Origin of the sequence: Pseudoalteromonas sp. BSi20495 (genome assembly GCF_000241185.1) — a bacterium.
Taxonomy (GTDB): Bacteria; Pseudomonadota; Gammaproteobacteria; order Enterobacterales; family Alteromonadaceae; genus Pseudoalteromonas; species Pseudoalteromonas fuliginea.
In genome coordinates, this window is sequence record NZ_BADY01000001.1 from 33350 (window position 1) to 53454 (window position 20105).

Annotated in this window: 14 protein-coding genes and 1 riboswitch; of the genes, 10 read left to right on the forward strand and 4 right to left on the reverse strand. The window is 38.9% G+C overall.

The genetic code is table 11. The features are described 5' to 3' along the window. Positions 1-36 precede the first annotated feature (36 nt). Positions 37-236: riboswitch (Lysine riboswitch) on the reverse strand. Between the two features lie 192 nt (positions 237-428). The 6 genes from P20495_RS19755 to P20495_RS19730 all read left to right on the forward strand — a co-directional run bounded on the left by P20495_RS19755 (position 429) and on the right by P20495_RS19730 (position 8967). Next, a complete protein-coding gene (locus tag P20495_RS19755) occupies positions 429-1124 on the forward strand; it encodes a DNA-3-methyladenine glycosylase I (protein ID WP_007579979.1) in 696 nt (231 codons plus the stop codon). A gap of 11 nt (positions 1125-1135) precedes the next feature. Further along, complete coding sequence (locus tag P20495_RS19750; RefSeq protein ID WP_008133365.1) at positions 1136-2545, forward strand: YdiU family protein; 1410 nt, start codon at positions 1136-1138, stop codon at positions 2543-2545. 398 nt (positions 2546-2943) lie between these two features. After that, positions 2944-3999, forward strand: coding sequence for an OmpA family protein (locus P20495_RS19745; RefSeq protein ID WP_007376227.1), 1056 nt, complete (start codon positions 2944-2946; stop codon positions 3997-3999). A gap of 292 nt (positions 4000-4291) precedes the next feature. Then, on the forward strand, positions 4292-6889 hold the full coding sequence (gene acnB, locus P20495_RS19740) for a bifunctional aconitate hydratase 2/2-methylisocitrate dehydratase (protein ID WP_007376231.1): 2598 nt from the start codon (positions 4292-4294) through the stop codon (positions 6887-6889). 200 nt (positions 6890-7089) lie between these two features. Beyond that, positions 7090-7722: a 2OG-Fe dioxygenase family protein gene (locus P20495_RS19735; protein ID WP_008133367.1), complete on the forward strand. Its 633-nt coding sequence runs from the start codon at positions 7090-7092 to the stop codon at positions 7720-7722. Positions 7723-7731: 9 nt separating this feature from the next. Then, on the forward strand, positions 7732-8967 hold the full coding sequence (locus P20495_RS19730) for a cysteine desulfurase-like protein (protein WP_008133368.1): 1236 nt from the start codon (positions 7732-7734) through the stop codon (positions 8965-8967). A 20-nt stretch (positions 8968-8987) separates the two neighbouring features. On the opposite strand, the gene P20495_RS19725 is transcribed toward P20495_RS19730, so the two are convergent. After that, the gene (locus P20495_RS19725; protein ID WP_008133369.1) at positions 8988-9692 is read right to left on the reverse strand and encodes a 2OG-Fe(II) oxygenase; all 705 of its coding nucleotides are present in this window, start codon (positions 9690-9692) and stop codon (positions 8988-8990) included. Positions 9693-9725: 33 nt separating this feature from the next. Between P20495_RS19725 and P20495_RS19720 the strand changes: the two genes are divergently transcribed. Together P20495_RS19720 and P20495_RS19715 are read left to right on the forward strand one after the other, a co-directional pair. Next, positions 9726-10124, forward strand: coding sequence for a thioesterase family protein (locus P20495_RS19720; RefSeq protein WP_008133370.1), 399 nt, complete (start codon positions 9726-9728; stop codon positions 10122-10124). Positions 10125-10267: 143 nt separating this feature from the next. Beyond that, positions 10268-10783, forward strand: a complete 516-nt coding sequence (locus P20495_RS19715) for an RNA polymerase sigma factor (protein ID WP_007376236.1) — start codon at positions 10268-10270, stop codon at positions 10781-10783. Positions 10784-10861: 78 nt separating this feature from the next. Here P20495_RS19715 and P20495_RS19710 read toward each other — a convergent pair whose 3' ends face one another. From P20495_RS19710 to P20495_RS19700, 3 genes are all read right to left on the reverse strand, one after another. After that, positions 10862-11746: a metallophosphoesterase gene (locus tag P20495_RS19710; RefSeq protein ID WP_008133371.1), complete on the reverse strand. Its 885-nt coding sequence runs from the start codon at positions 11744-11746 to the stop codon at positions 10862-10864. 95 nt (positions 11747-11841) lie between these two features. Next, a complete protein-coding gene (locus P20495_RS19705) occupies positions 11842-12933 on the reverse strand; it encodes a hypothetical protein (RefSeq protein ID WP_008133373.1) in 1092 nt (363 codons plus the stop codon). A gap of 59 nt (positions 12934-12992) precedes the next feature. Next, positions 12993-15689 carry a TonB-dependent receptor gene (locus P20495_RS19700; RefSeq protein WP_008133375.1) on the reverse strand — a complete coding sequence of 899 codons (2697 nt, stop codon included), beginning with the start codon at positions 15687-15689 and terminating at the stop codon, positions 12993-12995. Positions 15690-16120: 431 nt separating this feature from the next. On the opposite strand from P20495_RS19700, the gene P20495_RS19695 reads away from it, so the two are divergent. Together P20495_RS19695 and P20495_RS19690 are read left to right on the forward strand one after the other, a co-directional pair. After that, entirely contained in the window at positions 16121-17092 is a 972-nt protein-coding gene (locus P20495_RS19695; protein ID WP_008133376.1) for an aldose epimerase family protein, read from the forward strand. A 190-nt stretch (positions 17093-17282) separates the two neighbouring features. Beyond that, on the forward strand, positions 17283-20030 hold the full coding sequence (locus tag P20495_RS19690) for a TonB-dependent receptor (protein ID WP_008133378.1): 2748 nt from the start codon (positions 17283-17285) through the stop codon (positions 20028-20030). The last annotated feature ends 75 nt before the right edge of the window (positions 20031-20105 follow it).

Below are 20105 nucleotides of genomic sequence, written 5' to 3' on the forward strand. Positions count from 1 at the left end.
GGGCTTAAAATAATAGGGCGCACGGCCTTAATATTTAAGACCAGAAGCTCTCCACCAAACTAATAAGCTGCTTTTATAAGCAGCTATTGGTGACAGTCGCTAGGGTTCAACCTAGTCGCCCGAAATAAACACCTCGCAAAAGTGGTTACTTCTCGGCGTTAATTCCCCTCACGTATGCTCACTGGAGTTTGCGCTCCTAACATACGCTACCTGAATAACGCACCTCTTCTAGCCCTTTACACCTGTTTGTAGAGTAAAAACTTACAAACCTGTGCAATTTAAATAGGGTAATTACGGCGATTAAAGCATTTTAGCCGTCTAGGTGTCAAGCGACTAAATGCATATTCATTCATCCATAATGGGAGTGGTTACGTATTGGGTGCTTTTCTCGTACACTAGCAATATAAGTAGTGAGGTATTTAATTAGTATGGAAAAATTTAGCGATATTTATAAGCGAGCGGTAGAGCGAAAAGGCTCCGAAAAAATGCTTAAGTTATTACTTGCAAAACCGCTATCTAAAAAACAACTAAGCACGTTAAGTGACGACGATTGGCTTGAGGAATTTACTCGAAAAGTATTTCAAAGCGGCTTTTATTGGTCAGTCATTAATAATAAGTGGCCAGGCTTTAGAGAGGTTTTTTGGGATTTTAGCGTTGATAAGTTATTAATGATGCCACCTGATATGCTGGAACAAAAAGCAACGGATGAGCGAATTGTTCGTAACTATAAAAAAGTAAAAACAATTACCGAAAATGCTTACATGATCCACGAAATAGCAGGGGAACATGGCAGTTTTAGTCAGTTTATCGCTAATTGGCCAGCAGACGATATTATTGGTTTATGGGCGTATTTAAAAAAACATGGTGCGCGTTTAGGCGGAAATACAGGACCTTATGCGCTACGAGCACTTGGTAAAGATACCTTTTTACTATCACGCGATGTAGAGAGTTACTTACGCGCCCATAAAATTATAGATGGCGGCTTACAAACTAAAAAGTCACTAAATGCAACCCAAGCCTTTTTTAATGAAATGCAAAAGCAAAGCGGCTTAAGTATGCAAGAGTTAAGTTTAATTGTTGCTTATGGCGTTGGTGACAACCGTGTTGGTATAAGTCAGCAATAATAGGAATTACCATGAAATTAGTGCCAAGATACACAGACATTACGGAAAACTTTGCGATAGAAGATTTCCCTGCAAGTGTTGCCTCTCCTCAGTTATTGCTGTGGAACGAGAGCTTAGCAAAAGAGTTTAATATTAACGTTGCAGCTGATTTGCGTGCTAGCACTTTTAGCGGTAACGAGAAACAAGCGATTCCTGCGGTAGCACTTGGTTACTCTGGGCACCAATTTGGACATTTTTCACCACGTTTAGGCGATGGGCGAGCGCATTTACTGGGCGCTATTAATGATGAAAAAAACCAGTTGTGGGATATTCAATTAAAAGGCTCTGGTGCTACTCCTTACTCAAGAGGAGGGGATGGGCGTTGTGCACTTGGTCCTGCTATTCGTGAATACGTAATGAGCGAGGCAATGCATGCGCTGGGAGTTAAAACCACACGCTGCTTAGCGGTTGTTGGCAGTGGCGAAACGGTTTACCGTAATCCGCCACAAGCAGGGGCTATCGTTACTCGCGTAGCAACGAGCCATATTCGTGTTGGTTCATTTCAATATTTAGCGACGCAAGGCGATGTTGAAGGGCTTAAAAATTTAGCCGATTTAGCTATAGAGCGACACTACCCAGAAATAACTGATACAGGTTCGCAGCGCTATTTAGCCTTTTTAGGCGCAGTGATTAAAAACCAAGTTAAGCTAATTGTGAGCTGGATGCGTGTTGGTTTTATTCACGGAGTAATGAATACAGATAATACGCTAGTAAGCGGAGAAACCATTGATTACGGCCCATGTGCCATGATGAACAGTTTTGATTTTGATACTGTATTTAGTTCTATTGATAAACAAGGCCGCTATGCATTTGGTAACCAGCCGAATATGGCTAACTGGAACTGTGCCCGTTTAGCTGAAAGTCTGATACCACTAATTCATGACGATGATGAGCAAGCTGTTTCGCTAATGACGCCACATATAAATAGCTTTGCTGAACAGTTTAATACTGAATTTACGGTTATGTGGGCAAAAAAGTTGGGCTTAGTCGGTATTGATGAAAACGATACAAAATTAGTTGCAGAATTGTTAACATTATTAAAAGTTCATGAACTCGATTACACCAATACCTTTGATGCATTAACTGAGTCGTTAAAACAGGAAGCGCTTATTCCTGAAGCATTAGCGCAATGGGCATGTAAATGGCAAAGCCGGGTTGATGGAAATAGTTATACAGTAATGCGAAAAGCGAACCCTCGAGTAATACCACGCAATCACATCATTGAATCAATTATTACTGACTACAGCGAAATGGGGTCAAGTGCGCTATTAAGTGATTTTTTAAAAGTACTGAGCAATCCTTATAATGAAGTGAATAAGCTTGTCGATTTTCAGACGCCTCCTAAAAGTGATCAGGGGTATCGTACTTTTTGCGGTACTTAACTATTAATTTTAGATGTAAGTTTATGATTATAAATATTCATTTTTCATTTTTAGAAGTGTTCATTGATTGAGCAAAATAAATTCTAGTGTTATCATCCATTTTATAAGGATAAGTAAGTTTTGCTGTGTATAAAAGTGCATTTAACTGAATTGTTCCTGTTTTTATCGCAGGCTATCGATTTATAAAAAAACCACAACTATAAATTATTTGCAGAGTAGGTAATATTTTTAATTTCACCTACAATGGGTGGTTGGATGTCGTTATAGATCATTAAAAAATTTATAAACTTTATTATTCGTTAAGTATTGATTAACAAAGGTTCGGTTAGTCTGTATAAAACAGATTGAGCTAGTATTGATTAGCTACAATTTTTAATTGTTAAAATGGGAAGAAAACAATGAAATTAAAATCACTTACAATCGCAATTGCGTTAGCTGCAACTAGCGTATCTACATTTGCTGCAGATAAAGAAGAAGGTTTCTACATTGGCGCATTTGGTGACTACTATGACGCATCTTGGAAAAACATGCGTGCCCAAGCTGGTCTTGATGTAAATGAATCAACTGGTTGGGGTGTTGAAGCTGGTTACCGTTTCAGTGATTACTGGAGCGCACGCCTAGAATATGCAGACATGGATTTTAATGCTTTTGATAAAGTTGCTGGCAACCGCAACAGTATTGATGGCGAGCGTTACGGTATTGATGCTCTTTATCATTTAAATGGCGGTCCTTTCTACGGTCTTTTCGGTATTAAAGAAATGGACGTAGTAGATGACAACACATTCTTAAATGCAGGTGTTGGTTACCAACATTTCATTACAGATGGTTTATTTGTAAATGCTGAAACAGCTGTATACCAAGGTCTTGACCGTGGTTACACAGATGTAGGCGCTAAAATTGGTATTAACTACTTATTTGGCCAAAACTCAGCACCAGTTGAGCCAGTAAAACCAGCTCCAGAAGTAGTTGAAGTTGCAGTTGCTCCTTCAGACAGCGACAATGATAATATTTTAGATGCTGACGATAGATGTCCAAACACGCCAATGACTGACGCAGTTGATGGCACTGGTTGTACTTTATATGAAGATAAAGAAGTAACTGTAAGCTTATTAGTGACTTTCCCTAATAATACATCAGCAGTATCTACTCAGTACTTAAATGATATCGAAAAAGTATCTGAGTTCTTAAAAGAGTACCCAGGTACAACAGTGCTTTTAGAAGGTCACACTTCAGCTGTAGGTAAAGCAACTTACAATAAATGGTTATCTAAAAAGCGTGCTGATGCTGTAGCTAAGCAACTTGTTGCTGATGGTATTGCTCAAGATCGCATTACTACAGTTGGTTTAGGTGAAGAGCGTCTTAAAAATGATGCAAACACTAAAGCTGCAAACGCAGAAAACCGTCGTGTAGAAGCGCATATCAAAACTATCAAAAACGTTAAAGTTTTACGTTAATTAAATAGTTTGTAATAGAAACCCAGCCAAGCGCTGGGTTTTTTTATGTCTGTAATAAATTAATATTGGTTAATGGTAATGATTATTACTTAACAAGTATTCATGGGAATAGTTTTTACTACAACCACTATTCATAGTATTTATAATCGGTATAATCAGTTGCGTAACTGGATGGATTTTCATCTATCCATAAAAGCTTTATAATTACGCGTTAGAATACTATAAGTATTGGGTAACTTATTTGCGCTTGAAGCGCTACCGGATACTTTCACGTCACCAAGAGGGCAATATTGTGCTACAAGAATATCGTAAACACGTAGAAGAACGTGCCGCGTTAGGTATCGTACCAGCGCCATTAGATGCTCAGCAAACTGCTGATCTTATTGAATTAATCAAAAATCCACCTGCAGGTGAAGAAGAATTCATTTTAGATTTGTTTATTCAGCGTATACCAGCGGGTGTTGACGATGCTGCTTATATTAAAGCGGGATTTTTAGCAGCTATAGCTAAAGGTGAAACTAATTCTCCACTTGTTTCTAAAGAAAAAGCGGCAGAATTATTAGGTACAATGTTGGGCGGTTACAATATCGCACCAATGATTGACCTACTTGATGACGAAACACTTGCACCAATCGTAGTTAAAGGCCTTTCAAATACATTACTTATGTTTGATGCGTTCTACGATGTTGAAGAAAAAGCAAAAGCGGGTAACGCATTCGCTAAGCAAATTATTGAGTCTTGGGCAAATGCGCAGTGGTTTACTAATAAGCCAGCTGTTGCTGAAAAGATCTCAGTAACTGTATTTAAAGTAACTGGCGAAACAAATACGGATGACTTGTCACCTGCACCAGATGCATGGTCTCGTCCAGATATCCCACTACATGCTTTAGCAATGCTAAAAATTGAACGTGATGGAATTACACCAGACAAGCCAGGCGAAGTAGGTCCAATCTCTCAGCTTGAAGAATTAAAAACTAAAGGCTTACCACTTGCATATGTAGGTGATGTTGTTGGTACTGGTTCTTCTCGTAAGTCTGCAACTAACTCTGTACTTTGGTTTATGGGCGATGATATCCCGTTCGTACCAAACAAGCGTGTTGGCGGTGTATGTCTAGGTAATAAAATTGCGCCAATCTTTTTCAACACAATGGAAGATTCAGGCGCATTACCAATCGAGTTAAATGTTGATGAACTTAACATGGGCGAGCAAATCGACATTTACCCGTACGAAGGTGTTGTTAAGCAACATGGTACAGATAAAGTAATCTCTACTTTTGAGCTTAAATCTGATGTAATTTTAGATGAAGTTCGTGCTGGTGGTCGTATTCCACTAATCATTGGTCGTGGTTTAACTGATAAAGCACGTACATCACTTGGTCTAGCTCCAACTGACGTATTTAAAGTACCAACAGCAACAGAAGTATCTGACAAAGGCTTCACACTAGCGCAAAAAATGGTTGGTAAAGCATGTAACGTTGCAGGTATTCGTCCAGGTCAATACTGTGAGCCTAAAATGACAACTGTTGGTTCGCAAGATACAACAGGTCCTATGACACGTGATGAACTTAAAGATCTAGCTTGTTTAGGTTTTTCTGCAGATTTAACCATGCAGTCTTTCTGTCATACATCAGCTTATCCTAAACCTATCGATGTAAACACTCACCATACGCTTCCTGATTTCATCATGAACCGTGGCGGTGTTTCACTTCGCCCAGGTGATGGTGTAATTCACTCATGGTTAAACCGTATGTTACTACCAGATACTGTAGGTACTGGTGGTGATTCACATACACGTTTTCCACTAGGTATTTCATTCCCAGCAGGTTCGGGTGCAGTTGCATTCGCAGCAGCAACGGGTGTTATGCCACTTGATATGCCAGAATCTATTTTGGTTCGTTTTAAAGGCGAAATGCAACCAGGTATCACTTTACGTGACCTTGTACATGCAATTCCTTACTACGGTATCAAAGCTGGTTTATTAACAGTTGAGAAAAAAGGTAAAATTAACGAATTCTCTGGTCGTGTACTAGAAATTGAAGGCGTTGAGCACCTTACTGTTGAGCAAGCATTTGAATTATCAGATGCATCTGCAGAGCGTTCAGCAGCAGGTTGTGCGGTTAAACTTTCTAAAGAATCTATCGCAGAATACCTAGAGTCAAACATTGTTATGCTTAAATGGATGATCTCTGAAGGTTACGGCGATGTACGTACTATTGAGCGTCGTATTACTGCAATGCAAGATTGGTTAGCTAACCCAGAACTAATGGAAGCTGATGCTGATGCAGAGTACAAGCATGTACTTGAAATTGATTTAGCTGAGATTAAAGAACCCGTTCTTTGTGCTCCAAATGACCCAGATGATGCGCGCTTACTATCTGACGTTACTGGCGAGAAAATCGACGAAGTGTTCATCGGTTCTTGTATGACTAACATCGGTCATTTCCGCGCAGCGGGTAAATTACTAGATGGCTTTAAAGGTCAGTTACCAACTCAACTTTGGGTTGCTCCACCAACTAAGATGGATAAAGACCAGCTTACTGAAGAGGGTTACTACGGTATATTTGGACGTGTTGGTGCACGTATCGAAACACCAGGTTGTTCACTTTGTATGGGTAACCAAGCACGCGTTGCAGACAAAGCAACGGTTGTGTCTACCTCTACACGTAACTTCCCTAACCGTTTAGGTAATGGTGCAAACGTATTCTTAGCATCAGCAGAACTTGCTGCTGTAGCGGCTATCTTAGGTAAATTACCTACTCCAGCTGAGTACCAAGAGTATGCAGCGAAGATCAATGCAACGGCTGCAGATACTTACCGTTACTTGAACTTCCACCGTATGCCTGCTTACACTAAAAAAGCAGACAAGGTTATTATTCAACAAGCTGTATAATTTTTAAAGTTTGTTTAAAAACCCGCTTCGGCGGGTTTTTTATTGACTAAAATAAATATTAGATAGTTCATGCTTCTTTTTTTATATTTTTGTATTAACTCTGGCCTTAAGTTGTTTTTAAGTTGAGTAATAAAGCAAAAAATCCTCTCAATATGCATTAAAATCCTCACCAATATTCTCATTATTTTAGGCGAGATTTTATGACAGCATTAAACAACCAGAATTTACTGCAACTACGTTTTATTAACCAAGTAAATATTGATTTGGTTAAGCCTTCTTTTGATAACCTGCCTGCAAATCCATATGCAGATGGTGCTTTTCGTAAACGTCGTTATTCAGTAGTTAAAATGCTAAATGGTGAAATAAAGTTACAAAAAACCAAAGCATTTGTTCAAGACGATTCAATTAATACTTTTCAGGGTAATGTAGAGCGTACTTACGAAAACCTAGAGCAAAGTTTACTTGAATCAGAGGGTATGAAAAATATCGTCAATGAGTTTCGCCAACTTACCGGTATTGATGAACAGCGCGATATTGAAATTCATCAGTTCCGCATGCTTGCCATTGATAGCGATACACCTGCAGCGCCAGAAGGCGTGCATCAAGATGGTTTTGACCATGTATGTATATGCGGTGTATCTCACGAGAACTTAGAAGGTGGCGAACTGCTTGTATACGAAAGCAAGCAAGCTGAGCCTTGTTTTAAAATGGAAATAAAAGACGGCATGTTTGCATTAATAAACGACCGTCAAGTGTGGCACAACGCAACACCGATGAACAAAATTGATGCTAGCAAACCAGGTTACCTGGATTGTTTTGTATTAACGTCTTAAGGAATAAGCATGAACATAACGCAATTACGTGAGCAGTTTCCAGCATTAATGCAAGACGTTGATGGTAAATCGCCAATATTTTTAGACGGACCAGGCGGCTCGCAGGTACCAACATCGGTGCTTACTGCGATGACTGCTTATTTAGGTCATTATAATTCGAACTTAGGTGGCGCTTTTTTTTCAAGTGATAAAACGGTTGAGTTGATGGCGAATGCGCGCCAAGCCGCCGCTGACTTACTTAATGCACCTAGCTCACAACAAATTGTGTTTGGTCCAAACATGACCAGCCTCACATTTAGCTTTAGCCGTGCAATTTCGCGTGATTGGCAGGCTGGCGATGAAATAATTGTAACTAACGCTGATCACTTCTCGAATGTATCGTCATGGCAACAAGCCGCAGAAGATAAAGGTGTTGTTGTAAATACTGCGCTTATTAACGAAGCTGATTGCAGCTTAGATATGGCGCAGTTTGAAAGCTTATTAAACAGTAATACTAAGCTTGTTGCGGTAACGTATGCGTCAAATACCACAGGTTCAATTAATAATATTAAACGCATTGTAGAGCGTGCTCACAGCGTAGGCGCACTTGTTTATGTTGATGCAGTGCATTACGCACCGCATGAACTTGTTGATGTACAAGCACTTGATTGCGACTTTTTAGCTTGCTCGGCGTATAAGTTTTTTGGTCCGCATTTGGGTATGGTTTACGGTAAAAAAGAGCATTTAGATGGGTTTACACCGTACAAAGTTGAGCCAGCTAAAGACATAGCACCAGGTCGCTGGGAAACCGGCACACAAAGCTTTGAAGCAATGGCTGGTTTTATCGCGGCTGTTGATTACATTGCGGCGATTAGTGAGCTTGATGATAGCCATTCACGCCGCAAAAAGTTAAGCATAGCTTTTGCTAAAACTAAGCAGCACGAAATGGCGCTTAGCGAACACTTTTTAACGCGCTTGGTAAACTACCCACGCATTAAGCTGTTTGGTATTGATGACTTTGATCGCTTAAATGAGCGTACACCTACTTTTGCTTTAATTTTTGAAGGGCTTGAGCCACGCGCCGTTTCAGAATTTTTAGGTAAGCAGCATATATGCGTGTGGGATGGTAATTTTTACGCGCAAGGTTTGTGCAAGCAATTAGATGTGCTTGATAAAGGCGGTGTAGTGCGCATTGGTTGTATGCACTACAACACCATTGAAGAGCTAGATCAGTTGTTTAATTTATTTGATGAACTGCTCGGTTAAATAATACTGATTTTGGTGCGCTAACTCTTTGGCGCACCATATATTTGTTCTGCGCGATTAAACAACACCCACGATGTTAAAATATACTTATCGTTTGATACTGGCTTATTACCTCTATGAGTATGTGTAAAGTAGCCTGGGGCTATTACCATAGTGCCTTTTTTAGGTGCTATTTTACGGTTTTGATAGTAAAACTCAGTTTCACCGCCTTCATCAACATCGTTTAAATAAAACATAAATAACAACACGCGATGTAGTGCTTCATTATGCTGTAGCTGCGGATAAACCTCACTGTGCCAGTAAGGGTAGCCTCCTTTATTTACTTCGTATTTTTGCGCTTGAATATTACCAAGTCTAAAAATTTGCTGAACTAGCAAAGGTAATTGTGGTTTACCCACTTCTTCAAAATTCTCTTGGGTTAAATCGACTACTTCACCTGTTTTTGGGTGATAGACCTTTAAGCCAAACGCCCCAATCATCATAAAAATATGCTCTTCAACATACTTAAAAACATGCTGTGCAGTCGTTTGTTGTATATGTTTTAATTGTTGTGCATATTCGGGGTGATTATTTAAGTGTAGGTCGTGGCTATCTTTTTTCTTTAAGTCGACACCGCCCGATGTTACCCCTTGTTTTACATGCGGGCTTTGCGCGAATGTGGTAATAAATTCATCGCAAAACTCATCGCTTAATGCGTTATCAATAACGCGTATAAAGTCCGTCATGGTTTACCTTTATATAATTATTATTGGATTTTTATGTTTATTGAAAAAGTGATGCCGCGCTTTAGCGAAACAGATGCACTCGGACACATTAACAATACCGTACTACCTGTATGGTTTGAAGTCGCACGTGGACCTATTTTTAAGTTTTTTACACCGGACTTAAATCCACATGATTGGAAATTGATTATCGCCAAAGTTGAAGTGTCGTTTGTAGGCGAATTATTTTATGGCCACGAAGTAACAGTAAAAACCTCTGTAGAGCATATAGGCACTAGCTCTTTTACGCTTAGGCAAGAAGCATGGCAACATGATAAATGCTGCGCAATAGGTAAAGCCGTTATGGTGAGATACGATTTTATCGCGAAATCAAAGCAGGCCCTTAGTATTGACGAAAAAACAGCGCTTAACGAGCACATCACTGCTGAGTCGTAACTTAGCTAATAAATGACCTTTTAGTGATAAACGCTTGGTTTGTCATATTCTTAGCATAATTTAATGCTAGATTAATCCTCTTAAATACAACAGCTAACACAGTTGTTTTTACTTTTGAATTAAGAGGTTTTTAAAGTCATTTTATGATTATCGAATCATTTTTTGAAAAATTATATACCGAGCACAACAGTGAGCTAAACCGTAGAGTCCGTGATTTTTTTGGGGCAAGCCTTAGCGACCATGAAGATTTAGTGCAGGAGGCATTTAGTAATATGTTATCACATCAGCATATTGATAAAATAGAGTTTCCGAAAGCTTATCTGCTTCGTTCAGCTATTAACATTGGTTTAAATTATCGTTCCCGCCTTAAAAACACTCAACATTTTTTAGACGATACCCGCGATAATATTGATGAACCATTATGTACGCAAGGTAGCCCTGAGGATCTATGTAGCATGAATTTGCGAATTGAATATATTTCATATGCGATGAATACGCTTACAGATAAGCAGCGAGACCTTATAGTACGTAGTCGAATTCATGGTGAAACATATCAACAAATTAAAGTGGCAACAGGGTTTAGCCTAGGTGATATAAGCCGCCAAATGCAAAGTGCTATTGAGCAATTGCATAGCTATATAAGTGCCAGAAATGCGTAACTAAGTTTCATAGTCACGCTAATCCTCACCTTGTACGCGTTATTATATAGCGCGATAGGTTATCTTAGTTTTTTGCAGCTATTTAATGGGAAGAACCATTGAAAGCTGCCTCCCTTGACCATTGATTTTAAGTTGGGTTGGCGAAAATTCAAGAGTGCTAAATGCAGTTGTGTCGGTATCAAGCATGGCATGAAAAGTCACAAAGTGAATACCGTCTTTTTTTGCATAATTACCTACATGGTTATGACCATTAAACCATGCTTTTACGGCTGGATACTGGCTAATAAGGGTTAGCACTTCTTGCGCGTTCCATAGGTTATGATTGTTCTCAGGAAAAATAGGAAAGTGACTCAGTAGCACAACAGGTTGCTCTTTTACTTGCGCTACTTTTAGCTTTTCTTCTAACCACTTAAGCTGTTTAATACCAATTGCGCCATTCCACTCTTCGTGCCCTTTATATTGAGAGTTAAACAAGGTCATATTTTGTTGATGTTTTTTACTATTTTTAGGCCATGCGTAAGTGCTCACATCGTTGCCATCTAAGGCGATAAAGAGCCAGTTGTTTATTTCAAAACTGTAGTAGCGCGATGGCATGTTTAAAGTGTTAGTTATGCGCATTTTAAATTTATCATCTACCGAAAATTCATGGTTTCCTAATACATGATAAATAGGAGTATTAAGCGACGATGATATTGTATTTAATGGGGTAAAGCTTTTAAATTCACGGTCGATAAAGTCGCCTAAATGTAATACACCCGATAAAGGGTGTTGATTAAATTGCTCAACCGCAGTGCTGAATTTTTGAGGGCAAGATGTATAGTGTCGAGTACCCTTATTGGCTTGTTCTGCATATTGGCAATCGGCAATAACACCTAAAGTGAATGAGTCATTGGCGGCAATTGATGGGCAACAAATCAAAAGCAGTAAAAAATTAATGAGAAATGAAGTTATGTATTTTTGCATAAAATATTCTTTTTTATTTAAGTGAGAGTGTTGATCTTTTAGAGCTGAAACTCAGCTCTAAAAGATTAATCTAAAATAGTGATCTGTTTTTTAGTTTATTGACTAGAGCGACATTCACGTAGTGCGGACTTCCAATTAAAAAAGGATGAATAGGCATATTGCGCGCCTAAATAGGCAATTAATTGCCCATTATTGTTTATCCTAAATCCGCTGGCACCATCGGCACCGGGATCTGTTGGGCCAATGGCACGGCTTAGTGTAGTTTTCACTGCCGGAGCTGACGTAGATACGCTAAAGGCAGTATTGTTATTGAAGCTTACCGAGTAAGCATTAACATGATTGTCGCCAATATTAGCGCCACAAATAGTACCACCAGTATAAGAGTGGACAACAAACCAGTCATTGTTACTGTCTTGAACTAGCTGGGCATTTTGACCAACACTATTACATTGCGTATTTTTTGCTGTGTTGTAGCTATTTACTCGCTCAAAAGCGTCTATATTTATAGTGCCTTTTTGTGGAGTGTTGTATTGAAACAAGCGCTCAGAATCAGCTTTATAAGCGACTCCTTTTGCTTCTCCCATATGATGGAGTATTAACCAAGTAGTATTATCGACTTGAGCAAGCCATACATCGGTAATCTTGTTTAACTCTGTTTGTATTAATTCAGCGCTTTGACCTAAATCTTTTGTTGAATTAAATTTTCTTACCCGTACTTTAATTTCGTTTTCAGAGGCTATAAATAAATAGCCTTCATCTTTATCGTTTGGAGCTGGAAGCCACGCTATACCAGATGGGTGCTGCTCCGAGATACGTATTTTATCTCGTAGAGGTAGTGTGGTATTGCTACTGATTTCATCGTTGTTGTTGAACACATTACTGCTTGCACTAAATGTTAATATTTGACCTAAATCACCACTACTTGTTTCTGAGTGTGCAATAAAAGCAGTATGCGAGCCGTCTTTCCATTTGTGTGATAGCTCAAATGCTTGATGGTGATCACTAACTTCAAACACATGATCATTTTCTGTATCGGCTTTAAAATCTTGGCAACTATTACCCAAAGAATTGACCACTTGTGAAATTGGTTTATTTAGCTTTGGTTGCGTATAAAAATCATTTGCTGCACAGTATTTTGCAGTTATTAAGCTGCATATTAATGATGTTGCTATAATTTTTTTATTCATTGTTATACCTTTTTCTGTGGAATTACTGGCTGCAAAAGCAGCCAGTTTAGAGGTGAGAGCTAAAATTTATACGACATGCCTAACGCAAAATTACGACCGCTTTGCGAGTAAGATTGGGTTCTGTGATCGAGAAATTGACGAATTACTTCATCTGTTAAATTTGTTGCTTCAAAGGTTACTTTTACTTGCTCGGTAATATTCATAAACGATTTGAAATCAACAAAGGTTGTTTCATCGTATCCGGCAACAATATTTTGCTCTGAGCCTTCGCCTGTAATGTATTCATCACGATAAGAGCTAGATACACGCATACCCCAGCGCGGCGTTTCATAATAAAGGGTAAAGTTGTGAGACAGTTCAGATAAGCCAGGAGGGGTAACGCTTATGCGTTCACCTTCGTTAAACAAAATGGTCTCGCCATCAGCAATGGTTACATTGCCCAGCATACCTAAGTAATTAAAAGGTTCGGGTAAAAAATCAAAGTCCATTTGAAACGCAACTTCTAAACCAGTGACATCTGTAGAATCACCATTTATCGGTTGTGAAACGGTAAACTCAGATTGCGCATTTACGCGAGGGTCAAAGTCTAAAAACTCTAGAGGGTAACCCGTTTTCTCATAAGGTAGAGTCACTGATTGCTGGACAATAAATGACTCCATATCTTTATGAAACACTGCTATAGCTAAGCTTGACGAATCACCATAAAACTCAAATGATGTTTCGAATGAATCAGCAACAAAGCGATCTAAGTTAGGATTACCAGCACTAATAAATTGATCTGCAACACCCACTTGTCCTGCGGCTTTTAATTGATTTAAATTTGGTCGAGAAATATTGCGATTTGCACCAAAGCGTACTAACCAATTATCAGAAATATCAGCAACAACATTTAAGCTTGGTAGTAAATCGGAATAGGTTTTACTAAATTCAATTTGTTCAAAACCTGATCCAGTATTAACTTCCCCGCTCGATGTTTGTTCAGTTTCGTACCAACGTAAGCCTAAATTACCTCTAATTGGGAAGTTACTTATTTCGGTGTTCCATAAATATTGTGCATAAACCCCAATAGTATCTTCTTCAATTTGATATAGAGTACCAGGGCGATTATGAGAGGCATCTAACTCGCGAGAAATTAAACCTGTCGCAACAACACGCTCAAAAGTTGCTTGGTTATTTGCAATAACATAGTCATGTAAAATTGGAATATTAGTTAGTTGAAAAACAGCTTCAGGTGAATTTGGGTCATTTTCCCAATCAACACGGTCTCTGCGTTCAAAACCATCTGATTGATAGTTTTTAGACTGAAGACCAAACTTAAATGAATGCACATCATTAAGTTCGTAATTAAAATCAACTTGATAAGTGTTGTATTCATTGCTTATTTCATCTTCGCGGATATCAGTTCGCATTAATGCCCACTGGTCGATGTCGGTAATATCGAAGTCGTAAGTATTTTGACCATATTTAGCATTGCGCCAATCAACAGAAAACGCATGATCGACAGATTCACTAAAAACTTTATCGTTTATAGGCTGCTCAAAGGTAGATTTTGATAAACCAAACATGGTTGTCATGTATAGTTTATCGGTTAGTTCAAAATTACCACTGAGTGATATTTGGTGAAAATCAGTTTCGCCAAAACTTACTTTTGACTCGGTACGTAAATCAAGACCTTCAAATGAGGCATATACTAAATCGTCACCTTCAATGGCTGCGTCAACGAGTAATTGATTTGCCGTCACATCGCCAGTAAATGCGTTTGTGCCCGCTGTTGATAATTGATTTTCAATACGATCGTTAGATAGCTTTCCGTATAAAATATCTAAATCGAAAGACATTGAATCAGAAGGTTGCCATTGGAATGCAGCGGTAATACCGGTACGTTTTCGTGTATTAGCCCAAGATGCAATGTTATTAGCGCGAGATACAAACACTCGGTCATTGCCCGTGGCGTTAACTAAGCGGTTTTTGATATCGCCATCAACTGAATCTGCAACATTATCATCACCAAAGCTCGCTTGTTTCCAAGACCACACATGATAGCCTTCTTCAATTGTATCTACTTCAGAATAAGCAACCGATACGAGCGCACCAAAATTCCCCCAAGTATTTGATAACAAACCAGCAAAGCGAGGGTCTGAATGCTCTGTTCTATCATTATAAATACCTTTTACACTTACAGCACCTTGTAGCCCTTCTTCAGAATTATCAAAAGGTTTTGCAGTATGTAAATCAACAGTACCGGCAATCCCCCCTTCATCTAATGACGCATCATACGATTTATAAACATCTACGCGATTAAATAGTTCTGAGGCAAAAATACTGAAATCAAAATCTCGAGAGCGGGATGCACCGCCACGTTGGTCAATACCTGAATCGCTTGTAAAAAGTGCTTCCATGCCATTTAAGCGCGTGCGTGTAAAATTAGGACCCAAGCCACGTAGCGATATTTGACGACCTTCACCTGAGTCACGCGAAATAGACACCCCCGGTACACGCTGTAGTGACTCTGCTAAGTTGGCATCAGGGAATTCGCCAATGTCTTCAGCGAGTATGCTATCTTGCGAGCCAATTGCATTTTTTTTGAGTTCTTTACTACGGGCTAGGTTAGAACGGTAGCCTGTTACCGTGATCGCTTCCATTTCTTGCTGAACTTTATCACTTTGAGCTGCATGTATAGGGCTGCTTGCTAAAATGAATGTGCCAGATACAGCGCCAACTAACATACTCAGTTTATTAAGTCTAAATGGGATCATAATTCCTTTCTTCTCTCAGTTAATGTTTATAAATACTAAAAACGAAGTGCACACGCAGCGATTAAGCTGGATTAAATGGTGCAGACATTAACTAAACAAACTAGGACTGAAAATTTTCCAAATAAAAGAGTGGTTTAATAAAACTTTAACATTTTTAGATTGGTTGGATTTTATTAAGGCTATAATTACGTTAGCCTTTTTGTTTTTTTGATGTGTTAGTTAATTAAATGTAGTTTTTAGGAGGTTAAAAATAATAAGTGTTTAATTTACTCGCCTAGTGTAAATAAATAATGGCAGCTGTAAATTTTTATCGAGAAATTTTAACGTATTTAGATTGAGTTACAGGCTTCAGTTATATACTATTTATAATATATATTGTTGCGCCGTCATAACAGAAAATGTTAATTCGGTAATTTGATTGGAGAATACATGTGGTAGCTATTGCCAATAACCAGCTTTTACAAGTTATTCAGCTCAGTGATGGTAAAGATTTAACCGCTGAAATTTTGCCATTTGGTGCAATAATTAAAAGCATAAAGTTTAAAAAGCAAGAAATGACACTTTGCGTCGATGACCCTCAATACTATCTTGAAAACCCATTTTACCTTGGCGCTACAGTAGGTAGATACGCTAACCGTATTGCAAAGGGGCGTTTCAGCTTATCTGGTACGCAGTATCAATTAGAAACGAACAACGGCCCTAATAGCTTACATGGCGGTGTTAAAGGCTTTAATAAAGTACTTTGGCAAGTAACCAAACAAACTGAAAGTGAAGTTGAGCTTTATTATTGCTCGCCCGATGGTGAGCAAGGCTTCCCCGGTGAGTTACAGGTTTGGCAAACGATTAGTGCTAAAAATGGCGAGCTTGCATTACGCTTTAAAGCTACGACTAACAAAGAAACACTCGTTAATTTTACTAACCATTGTTATTTTAACCTTGATGGCGGCGAATCAATTAATGATCATTCTGTTCAAGTAAATACCAGTCACTACCTTCCCATCGATAAAACCAGCATCCCGCTTAATGAAGCGGCATTAGTGACAGGTAGTTGTTTTGATTTTACCAAACCAAGTCAAGTTGGGGAGGCATTAAGCGCCATTCATCCTCAGCTAGAAGCTGGAAATGGCTTTGACCACTGCTATATTTTTAATGATGACAGCAGTTTAAAGACGATGGCTACATTAACCTCGCCACACACGAAGGTTAATTTAACGCTCAAAAGCACTCAGCCAGGTATGCAGTTATACACCGCTAACTTCGTCGGTGCGCCGTTTAAAGCACGACAAGCTTTGTGTGTTGAAGCGCAAAATTGGCCTGACGCGCCAAACCGTGAAAATTATCCAAAAGCTAATTTATTACCTGATGAAGTTTATGAACAGGTTATTATTTACGCATTTTCGTAATTAACTCAATATGTTGATGTTAATTTAAAGAAAATAAAAAGAAAAAATACGGTAATAAATAACGCTCTACAATCAAGGAAAAGGTTGCACTTCAGCTTGATTTAAAGTATTTATAATATAAATAGTATTTGAAACTATTTGCACTAGCACAACGACACAACGACTACACACAATCAGGAGTTTTTAAAAAATGATAATTAACAATAAGTTATCGTTCAACAAGAAAACCGCGATCAGTATTGCTATCACTGGCATATTGGCAAGCGGAAACGTTGCAGCTCAAGGCGCTGAAGGCGATACGTCTACAGTAGTAAATGAGGATGTTGAAGTTATCGCAGTAACGGGTATCCGTAGCAGCTTACGTTCATCAATGTTAGATAAAAAAGCATCTAATGTTGTTACAGACGGGATTAAAGCAGAAGATCTTGGTAAATTTCCTGATTTAAACGTAGCAGAATCTCTGCAACGTATTACAGGTGTAGCAATTGACCGCAGTGGTGGTGAAGGACAAGCGGTAACTATTCGTGGTTTTGGTCCACAATTTAATACTGTACTTGTTAATGGTCGTCAAATTGCGACAGACAGTGCAGGTCGTGAATTTAATTTTGATGTATTAGCCGCAGATCAAATCACCGGTGCTGATATTTATAAAAGTAATACAGCAACGCTTCAAGAAGGCGGCATTGGTGGTACGGTTAACGTAACTACAGCACGTCCTTTTGATTTTGGTGGTTTACATATTTTAGGTTCAGTTAAAGGTATGTACGAAAGCCTTTCTGAAGAAGTATCCCCATCAACATCATTCTTAATAAGTAATACGTTTAACGATGATAAGCTAGGTGTGCTTTTTGCCATCACTAATCAACAACGTAAACTTCAAAATAACCAAATTTTAACGGCAGGTTGGCGCGGCGGCCAAACAATCTCTAATCCAACTGATGGTGTATTGTTTGAAAATGCCTATATTCCACGTAACTGGGACCAAGTTGTTGATGAGCAAGATCGTGAGCGTACAAATGCAAGTTTAGTACTGCAATATGCGCCATCTGACGATGTTACTATTACTGTTGATGGCATGATTTCAAAATTTGAAGTTGATTCAACAGTACGCGATTTAGCATCTTGGTTTGAACCAGACCGCGTAGGTAGCGCAACGATTGATCCAGAAACAGGCACGCTTTTAACTTTCTCTCAAGAAGTGGGTTTAGGTGCGCCAAGTGGCGACCCTGCAAGTGACTTTGTGTCGCACACTCGTAACTCTCGTGATGTAACTAATAAAGCATTTGGTATTAACGTAGATTGGCAAGTAAACGAATTATTAAAAGCTAAATTTGATGTGTCTCGCTCAACAGCTGAAAATGACCGTGCAGGTACTGACCGTTTTAATGTTGTAGGTATTATTAATAGCTATAGCTTTGATGGTACAGGCAGTGTTCCTACTGTTCAGCATGACGGGTTTAAAAATGGTTCACTCCCAGATCCTAGCCTTGCGCGCCTTCACTACAATGAAGTCGGTCTTCAGTTTACAGATGAAGATGAAATCACAGAAGTAAAAGCTGATTTTGAATACGTGCCAGATAAAGGCCCTGTAGATCGAATCAACTTTGGTGCTTATCGCCAAGAGCGTGAAAAATCAAGTTTTCAAGTTTATGGTACTCAATGTCAATTTTGTGGTTATGGGACGCAAGCACCACTTGATGCAATTGATTTTGAAGCCTATCAAGCAAGTAACTACTTCCCAGGTTTGATCGATACATTTTACACCTACGACGGTGATAAAATGCTTGATTATTTAGCCGATCAAGGTTTCCCAGTAGAGCCAACATTACAAAATAACCGTTACACAATCAACGAAGACATCACCAGCCTATACATGGACTTTACGCTTGGTTTTGACCTTGCGGATATGCCTGTAACCGTTAACTTAGGTGCACGTTATTCTGAAACTGATATTGAAGTAGCTGCAATACAGAGCTTTATTAGTGATGTAATCCCAACGACGGATGCAACTTTGTTTGCTAACGTATTTGGTCCGGCTACAAGCATTGAACAAGGGACTAGCTACTCAAACTTACTACCATCTTTAAATGTTAAGTTAGAACTGCAAGACAATATGATTTTACGTTTTGCTACGTACGACAGTATTACTCGTCCAACGATGTCGCAGTTATCTCCTGCTACAAACTTTAACGAACCACGTCGTCAAAACTTAACGGCAAATGGTGGCAACCCTGCTCTTAAGCCATTCCAATCAGAAAACTGGGATATTTCTTACGAGTGGTACTACAACGATGCTAACTTATTTAGCTTTGCAGTATTTAGTAAAGAAGTTGATGACTTCATTGTCACGCTAACAGGTGCAGAAACATTTGAAATGTCTGACCGTTCGGGTCCTGATTTTGCGTGTACTACATGTACAGACCAAGCTGATGATGAACTCAATGGTAGTTCAGAGATATACACAGTAACTCGCCCTCAAAATGGTGAGTCAGCTAAAGTAACGGGCTATGAAGTTGGTGTGACGCACATATTTGATAATGGCTTTGGTATTATAGCCAATGCCACAGTCGTAGATAGTGACATTAGCGTAGGCGCAGACACCACACAAACATTTGCACTTGAAGGTTTAGGCGATTCGCAAAACTTAATATTGTTTTATGAGCAAGATAACTGGCAAGCACGTGTTGCATTTAACAACCGTGAAGGCTTTTTACGCTTAGTTGATAATGGCTTTAACGGTGAACCAGTGAACGTAGAAACTTACGGTCAGTGGGATATTAGTGCAAGCTACGATATTAACGAAAACTTCACTATTTTTGCTGAAGGCATCAATATCACTGAAGAAGAGCTAGTACAAACAGGTCGTTTTGCTAACCAAATCTATTCAGTAGAAGATAATGGCTCACGTTACGCGTTTGGTATTCGTGGATCGTTTTAATTGATAGCAGAGGCAGCGACTGCCTCTTAGTTTTCATTGCAGTGCATTATAAGTCCTGTTACTAATAAAGTTAGT